Source organism: Pseudomonas sp. MF6776 (assembly GCF_016613125.1).
GTDB classification, from domain to species: domain Bacteria; phylum Pseudomonadota; class Gammaproteobacteria; order Pseudomonadales; family Pseudomonadaceae; genus Aquipseudomonas; species Aquipseudomonas iridis.
Genome location: NZ_JAENSQ010000067.1, coordinates 1 through 6921 on the forward strand (window position 1 = coordinate 1; position 6921 = coordinate 6921).

The 6921-nt window shown below is 50.5% G+C and carries 7 protein-coding genes; all 7 read right to left on the reverse strand.

Features of this window, described 5'->3' with window-relative positions:
- Positions 1–121: 121 nt before the first annotated feature.
- Genes JJD74_RS30135 through JJD74_RS30165 form a run of 7 tightly spaced genes read right to left on the reverse strand, consistent with a single transcriptional unit; the run spans position 122 to position 6822 of the window.
- Positions 122–2122 (reverse strand): hypothetical protein, encoded by a 2001-nt coding sequence (locus JJD74_RS30135; protein ID WP_200618041.1) that lies wholly within the window; start codon positions 2120–2122, stop codon positions 122–124.
- Positions 2123–2130: 8 nt separating this feature from the next.
- On the reverse strand, positions 2131–3174 hold the full coding sequence (locus JJD74_RS30140; protein WP_200618042.1) for a TraU family protein: 1044 nt from the start codon (positions 3172–3174) through the stop codon (positions 2131–2133).
- Positions 3174–3887 (reverse strand): EAL domain-containing protein, encoded by a 714-nt coding sequence (locus JJD74_RS30145; protein ID WP_200618043.1) that lies wholly within the window; start codon positions 3885–3887, stop codon positions 3174–3176. The genes JJD74_RS30140 and JJD74_RS30145 overlap by 1 nt, the downstream gene beginning before the upstream one ends.
- Positions 3884–4978, reverse strand: a complete 1095-nt coding sequence (locus JJD74_RS30150) for a TrbC family F-type conjugative pilus assembly protein (protein WP_234451939.1) — start codon at positions 4976–4978, stop codon at positions 3884–3886. The genes JJD74_RS30145 and JJD74_RS30150 overlap by 4 nt, the downstream gene beginning before the upstream one ends.
- 50 nt (positions 4979–5028) lie before the next feature.
- The gene (lepB, locus tag JJD74_RS30155; RefSeq protein WP_200618047.1) at positions 5029–5520 is read right to left on the reverse strand and encodes a signal peptidase I; all 492 of its coding nucleotides are present in this window, start codon (positions 5518–5520) and stop codon (positions 5029–5031) included.
- Positions 5513–5833: a hypothetical protein gene (locus JJD74_RS30160; protein ID WP_200618049.1), complete on the reverse strand. Its 321-nt coding sequence runs from the start codon at positions 5831–5833 to the stop codon at positions 5513–5515. The genes lepB and JJD74_RS30160 overlap by 8 nt, the downstream gene beginning before the upstream one ends.
- Positions 5830–6822, reverse strand: coding sequence for a TraG/VirB4 family ATPase (locus JJD74_RS30165; protein WP_442793296.1), 993 nt, complete (start codon positions 6820–6822; stop codon positions 5830–5832). Before JJD74_RS30165 ends, JJD74_RS30160 begins: the two co-directional genes overlap by 4 nt.
- Between the last annotated feature and the right edge of the window lie 99 nt (positions 6823–6921).

The window sequence follows — 6921 nt, forward strand, 5'->3', positions numbered from 1 at the left end:
CTGAGTCAGCTGCCGGTAATGCGTAGTCATCTGCGCTTGAATCCTTCGGTGTGAGAGCCTGGATTCTACCGGTGGCTGGCTCTCTGCCTCTCGTTTCAAGCGTTGCGCTTATTCTATGAATTCAGGAAGAGTTGAGATTTAGCCCCCCCTCCACGCATCCTTCTACCTTCATCGCCAGCGCAAGCTTGTCGACGCCCACAACCGGCGCAGGCAGCATCGCGTTATACATCTCATCGCCCGGACACACCTGAATTCCGTTCAGAGGCAGACAGCCCGATGTAACGCCCTTGGTGACCGAAACGGTGCCACCTGCCGAACACTGCCCTTTTTGAATCTTGTTTGCAGAGTCAATGCAAAACTGCGGACCGTATGTCTCCGCGTTGATACGGACCACTTTGAGTCGGAATTCATGAGCATAGAACCAGCCGGGGTTACCACTACCCGTGTCTTTGATGTCGGCGATCATCTGCAACCCGTTTTGGCAGCTAGGCATTTGAACGATGTTCACCGAGTCCACCGTTAGGGTATTAGGCGCGTACTTGTGCCCCGTCCAAACGCCAATGGACGACACCGCGATTTTTTGCGGGAGCGGCTTACCATTAGGTCCATTCTTGCAAATATAGTCATAGTTCACCTTGTCCAGAGAGCTATCGGATCGCGACGAACTTGACGTGTTAGTGAAGGTACCGGCAAGAAAATCGACCTTAATCCGATTAGTTTCATTTGCACCTGCTCTGTCCTCGACGGCTACCTTGGCAGCAAACGGCACTTCAATGACTTTGAGGTTATGGGTGACCGAACATATTTTGTCAGAGTTGACGGGACACTGTTGCTGCCCTTGAGCATCGGTGTAGCAGTCCATTGGCCCTTTATAAAAATCGCACTGGGTATTGACGGACACTTCTTCGCATAGAGGAGAAATACCCTGCACAGGGGATGCAGGAAAGTTACTTTCACACACCTTGACGCCGTTGATCACAGTGCAACCGTCCTCGGTCAGTGGAGGCATCTTGGTGCACACGTAATTGCCCTCGCAGGCACCGTCATTCACGGCTGTAAGTGCGTCCAAGGCCTCCTGCGGGTACCACTTGTCGTCGCTGATCACTTTGGTTGGATCGAAGTGAACGCGCAACTTCGCGTATGCTTCGCCCGACCCTGAGACGGAAGCACGAATTTTAAAGGGAACTATGCCTTTTGTTTTTAAAAGCGATGTCATATCGACATTCGGCGTCGCAGACCAATCCGTCGCGAGCTCACACGCACCTGGTGTTTCTGGAGGAAAGTTTTCGTTGGGGCCAGACCAAATTTTTGTTTGCCCGACCCAAACCTGCATGTAGTCGTCCCACTTCGCGTACACCAACTGCGCATTGGTAATTGCTTCCGGCTTAATTACTTCAAATTCCATTTTATTTTCGTAGACAGTACAGTAGCCATCCCAGTAGTTATCGCCAACCTGGCCCAACCAAATGTCAACACACCCTTCTCCACACGTCTGAATATTGGTTGGACCTGATGAATACTTGATTACGCCGGCAAGATAGTCGTGCTTTAGCGTAAAAGAACCAGACTTATCAGCAACCCGCTCGCAAGTTTTCATTTCTGAAACATGCTTCGTCGTTGTAGTTTTTTTAGTGTCAGTTATTTGTTTGCAGTCGGAAAACTCTTTATCAAAAACATCTTGATTGTCGATAATTTTATCGGTATTGGTCCAGAGTGGATCATTGTTCAGGTCTGGCCGGGTTGTACCCGCTGTATTCTTCAACAAACGGTACGCGTCACCGTTCATGGAGTTTTCACTATTGAGTGTCGTATTCGCCTTAGAACCGGCGCTCAACGTACCTTTGTCATCCCCGTATAAATTAGAAAGATCGGTCGCTCCCTCACCTTTCCCAGCGCCCGGAAACAACTCAGAAATATTGATACTCTGCTTATCACCACCCGATCCGTAGCTTATGGAGGTTCCCGAAACCGAGGGCGGCGTCCACGCCGACATAGCTTCTTGCGCAGCGGCATTACCCGCAGAAGCCGATGATGAAATATTGTCAGCCCAGGCAGGTAAAAAACAGGAATAGGTATAAAACAACAGGGTTGCTGCTGCTGTGACTCTACCGGCAGTCGTCATATGTGTCCTCACAATGTATTGCAGCAGTCATTCCAACGAAACAGCATATAAAGTGCATCTTCACCTACTTGCGGTATAACTCGACCCTCTCCTCCTTGCCATGTAAGTGGGTGAGCACCGATGTAGTGCGCGCGCTTGGATTCAGCTCTAGGAAAAAACATACTCATCTTGTATTGGGATTTTGGAATAGTCGGAAATATCGATCCCCTACAGGTCGTTGCATCACCAATTGTTAAGTGCGCGAGTCCACGCCGGTGTTGCGTAGCAATCGTGCGAGCCGCCAAGAGTGACGTTGTACGGCCAAAGTCGTTGGGCAGCGCCGTACCGGCCATAGGGTAAATTTCCCCCCAGGTACCTGCGCACCACCACAACGACGTCAATGGCTCTTGGCCAACTACACCTAACGCCGCATCAGCTGTGCAGGCGGCTTGCGCCAACGGGTTAGCAACAGCGGCCGCTTCGGGGTTAACAAAAAAAGCCAGTTCGTCATTGGTCCACGTAGGGTCAATTTCAGACAGTTGAATGATGTCAAAGTCGGCATAGCCATCCGGAGAACAGCGCTTTGGCATATACATTTCAAGAATTGAGAGCAAAGGAAATGCGTAGTAATGAACGTTGTAAAACGACGTGCGTTCTTTTGTGATGCCGTTCCCAGCTGTCGCGTCGGACAAAGTACCCCACAGACGCTTATCGCCTATCGGCAGAGTCACACCTCCAAGTGCGAGAGAGCAACCAGGTTTTCTAACTACCTCAATTAGTCGCGCCGGCTCCCACATGGAGTTAACGATGCCGGGCATAAACAAACCCAACTTGTCCTCGCACATACATAGGCTTTTATTTGACGCTCCAAACGGGGCATCACCAGGTGTGATACTCACCCCAGCAATTCGTATGGGAAATAAACATGCCCAACAGACATCAGTAAAAAGCTTCCCACTGAACAGTTGAGCATTGGGGCAGGAAAGAGAGTCTGTAACTGTCTGGTCTGAAACAGCTGATCCAGAATACAGAATGGCCGATAGTAGGAAGGCCAAAAGAACTTTAATCTTCATCACAGTGATTGCTGCGCCTTTAGTTGTGTAGCCGAACGTTCAGTGGAAGAATTGAATTGAAGAATGAACGGCTTGGACAAAGCGAAGCCTTGCACCGAAGCAGCGCTCAAAGGCTTGAGCAAACCACCTAACAGCTTTAAACACTCGAGCTTTTCCAATATCAGGCCAATACCATTGGCACTGCAGTAATCCCTCACCTCGATCAGCCAATCGAGATTGTCACTGTTCCACACTGCGGTTAAATCCACTTTGCAGAAGTCCCATGGATAGGAACTCAATCGACTAAAGTTCGAGCACTCAATCCCGAAGTCATCAATCGCTAATAAGAGCCCCTGGTCTTTGATCACTTCCATCGCTTGATGAAAAGACCTGCCAACGGCGTCGAAGGTCTCGGACACCTCTACACACACCTCCACCCCCATATGCGTCAGCTTGGCCAGGGACCTACATACCGCGTTCAGCTCCGCCGGATCGGACAGTGTGTGGGCGCTCACATTCACGAAGGACACGCCGCGACCTCTTAGATCGGCCGCATGACTAAACAGCATCTGCGCAACAGCGTGGTCCATGCTCACCCAGGCCTGAGGGGTAGACCCTGCCATAAACGCTCCAGGTCCAACCCAAGTGCCACCAACGGATTGGCGCACAAGGACCTCGTGTCCCAAAATCCCCCCGGTGGGCTGATGGATTGCCTGAAGCGCAATAGCTTTCATTTGAGCCCCCCTGCTGGGAATTCTTCGATATAAAAATTGGAGGAGTCCGCCGTGACCACAGATGGCACAACTTCGAGCGAGAAGCGGGTTCTGACATCGTCCTTGAGCAGGTAAACAGCCCTGCCTATCTGGTCCTGAACATTTGTAAACCCATCCCAGCCAGAACTTCGGTCGACCCTAGAAAGAATGACCACCACGTTCTGATCCTCGCTGTGTTTCGCGATTTCGGCTTTAGCCAGGTCGATCTGTTTTGGGTCAACTGGATCAATGATCACAAGTCGTTGAGTAAAAGGACGAATAGACAGCGGGTTTATCCGGTCGCCAGCCTTATGGATCAATGAACCATCTGCCGCTGTCATGTCCTCGGGGACCGTGACGGTGGGGTCAAGCTTCCGGACTCGATGACTTGTCGCTGTGGGGAGGTCGACAAAGGTTTGCTTATCCCAGAAACGTTTGGTCGCCTTTTCCTTTAGCTCGCCGAAATCCACTTTCGCCAGGCGCTCCTTTAGCACCTCAATCAAGTCACGCTCCGCTATATCGAGCGTTGGGCCGACCGAGCCCAGACCAGGCTTCTTTCTCGCGCCGTATTCCGCATCGGCTGCCTCGATGGAAGTAGTACCCGCAACAATGTATTGAGGTGCACCTTCCACAATTTTGCGTATTTGCGGAACAGTAGTCACTGCCGCATCAGTAAATACAACGGGGTTAATTAATACTGGGGTATCCGACTTTGTCTCCAGTGCCAGTTTCTGAAGTTTTGCTAAGGCCTGCGGGAACGGCATACCTTCCGGGATGCCACGAAAAACGAGCTCTACAGTCTTGTTACCATTGTATAGAACGAGAAGATCCTTGATTTCCTGTTCTCCAAGAGACCAAGACACAAATATTTGGTATATGACCTTCCTATCATCGATAACTGGCTGAGAGCTTGCCTCAGGCGCTTGCGGTGCAGGTGCTTTAGCAAATGTAAAGTCTTCATTTTTTAAAGTGAAATCAACTTGACTGTCTGTCTGATGCTTAATTTGATCAAGCTCTGCTGAAAACTGTTCAATAGCATCCTTCTCGTGAGCGGCAAAATTTAAATCAGCCAAGCAGGCGGTCGCGGGGGCCATCAACAACAAAACCAGAGCAGCAGTCCGGCCTACCATATCGGGTACGCCTTTCCAATAACTTCACTCTGACCGACATAGCCCCAATACCTGGAATCAAAACTGTCTGAGGAGGTTCCCATAAACCAGTATTTGTCGAGCGGTACAATCTCGTCTCTGACGTACCGGGTTGTCGGCATCCCCAATTTATCAGCCAACAAAAGACCCTGCCCGCGAACCTTTCCATTGATAGAGATCTGGTCAGGATTCACCGTGACACGATCGCCCGTCACGCCACGGACGTACTTGATGATGACCGTACCGTTACGAAAGTATGGCTCCATCTGTGTTGATTTGAACGCATAAATACCGTCGCGCTCGACAGACTTATTGTGCTTATCAATGATAAACACTCGCCAATCTAGGCAAGTATTTTTTTGGGGATCAATACCCACACCGTAGCGGGTGGTCACATACAGACTAGCCGCGACCATTAATGCAGTTACTGGCAAAGCACGAATCATAAATCGCGCGTGCTTATTCATCCTTAGCCCTCGAGGTTTTATCTTCTTCCTGAACTGGGGAAGGCACCTCTAGATCTGGCGGGTATGCAGTCAACGCACGCGAATCAATCACTACGAATCCCGCGGCCGCAAGCTTACTTGCCGACGCCCGCAGTTGTTCATAACCAGCTTCAGCCTTCTCTGGCGCATCGAGCGTTGCGCGGCCCGCAACAACGTCATAATTAACTACTGCAATTGGAGTCCCTGAATCCTGAACTTTTACGAAGTCATGACCAAAAACCACCGCAACTGCAACAATCAAAGAAACAACCGCGTTTAAAATTAAATCTTTCATGCTGCCACCCCACGATCTCGCATCACGGCATTAATTGCCTCAGCTGTATTCAGCCCTTGGCCGATGTAAATATTGATGTCGCTTACGTCTTTTGGTGTTGTCGAGTAAAGTAGCTTTGAAAAGTTATCTACCGTGAGACGCCCAACTCCAGTGCCTTGCTCTGTCTGAAAGAAGATCTCTGAATATTGACCTCGAATGGTATGAACCGATTTGAGGATGCTGAAGCCACCTTCACTAAGAGCCAAACGCCCTTCCCGCTTGATCATGTTGATCGCGTCAGGCTTTTGCCCGAGCAGGAAACTGTTCGCCGAGTTTTCTGCAATGGCACGGCCCGTCGGACTTGCATACAGGTCATTTACGGACTGCGTGATGGTGATGGCTGCGCCGTTGTATTTCCGGAAACGTCGATAGCCGTGCTCGATAAACTTGGCCACGTCGCCCTCGGTGAGCAACGACCATGCCTCGTCGATTACAACGATCTTTTTTCTGTCCCGATCACCCAGGAACATGGCCTGCTGGATCTGGTAGATCAGCTGCAGGAGGACCACTTGTTGAAGATGCTTGCGCCCCTTCAGTTCCTCCAATTCAAGAACCGTAAATGGGTTTTTGAAATCGACGTTGTTTCGGCCATTGAAGTACTTGCCGTACATGCCCTTCGACGTAAACGGGAACAATTGCTTGCCGATATCCTGGATACGGGAATCCTTGTCCGCTAGAAGTGATTTCTCGACGTCATCGACAATCATCTCACGCCCTTTGGCGTCCCAGACCATTGCGCAGTGCTGGCGAAGGCCGGCGATTTGCAGGTCGACCAGCGGTTGTGTCGGCGCCGCCATTGCGCAGAGCAAGCCAATCAGAACATCCTCTTCGTCCTGGTAAACTTGCACCAGCTCGAACGGGTTCAGGCAGATGTGCGATTCGGGCGTAAACTCAATAAAGTCCCCTCCAAACGCCTTAGAAAGGGCGGTTACAGGAGCTGAGTGCAACACGGTTATTGAATTGAAGCTGGAGCATCATGCCGCATAGCCATAGCTTCCTGCATCACCTCGTCCATAACCTCGATCGGACACTTGAAGTCGAAGCGCTTA

Excerpts from the sequence above, each read along its gene's own strand:
- JJD74_RS30135 (WP_200618041.1), bottom strand. The coding sequence starts at position 2,122 with ATGACGACTGCCGGTAGAGTCACAGCAGCAGCAACCCTGTTGTTTTAT.
- JJD74_RS30140 (WP_200618042.1), bottom strand. The coding sequence starts at position 3,174 with ATGAAGATTAAAGTTCTTTTGGCCTTCCTACTATCGGCCATTCTGTAT.
- JJD74_RS30145 (WP_200618043.1), bottom strand. The coding sequence starts at position 3,887 with ATGAAAGCTATTGCGCTTCAGGCAATCCATCAGCCCACCGGGGGGATT.
- lepB (WP_200618047.1), bottom strand. The coding sequence starts at position 5,520 with ATGAATAAGCACGCGCGATTTATGATTCGTGCTTTGCCAGTAACTGCA.
- JJD74_RS30160 (WP_200618049.1), bottom strand. The coding sequence starts at position 5,833 with ATGAAAGATTTAATTTTAAACGCGGTTGTTTCTTTGATTGTTGCAGTT.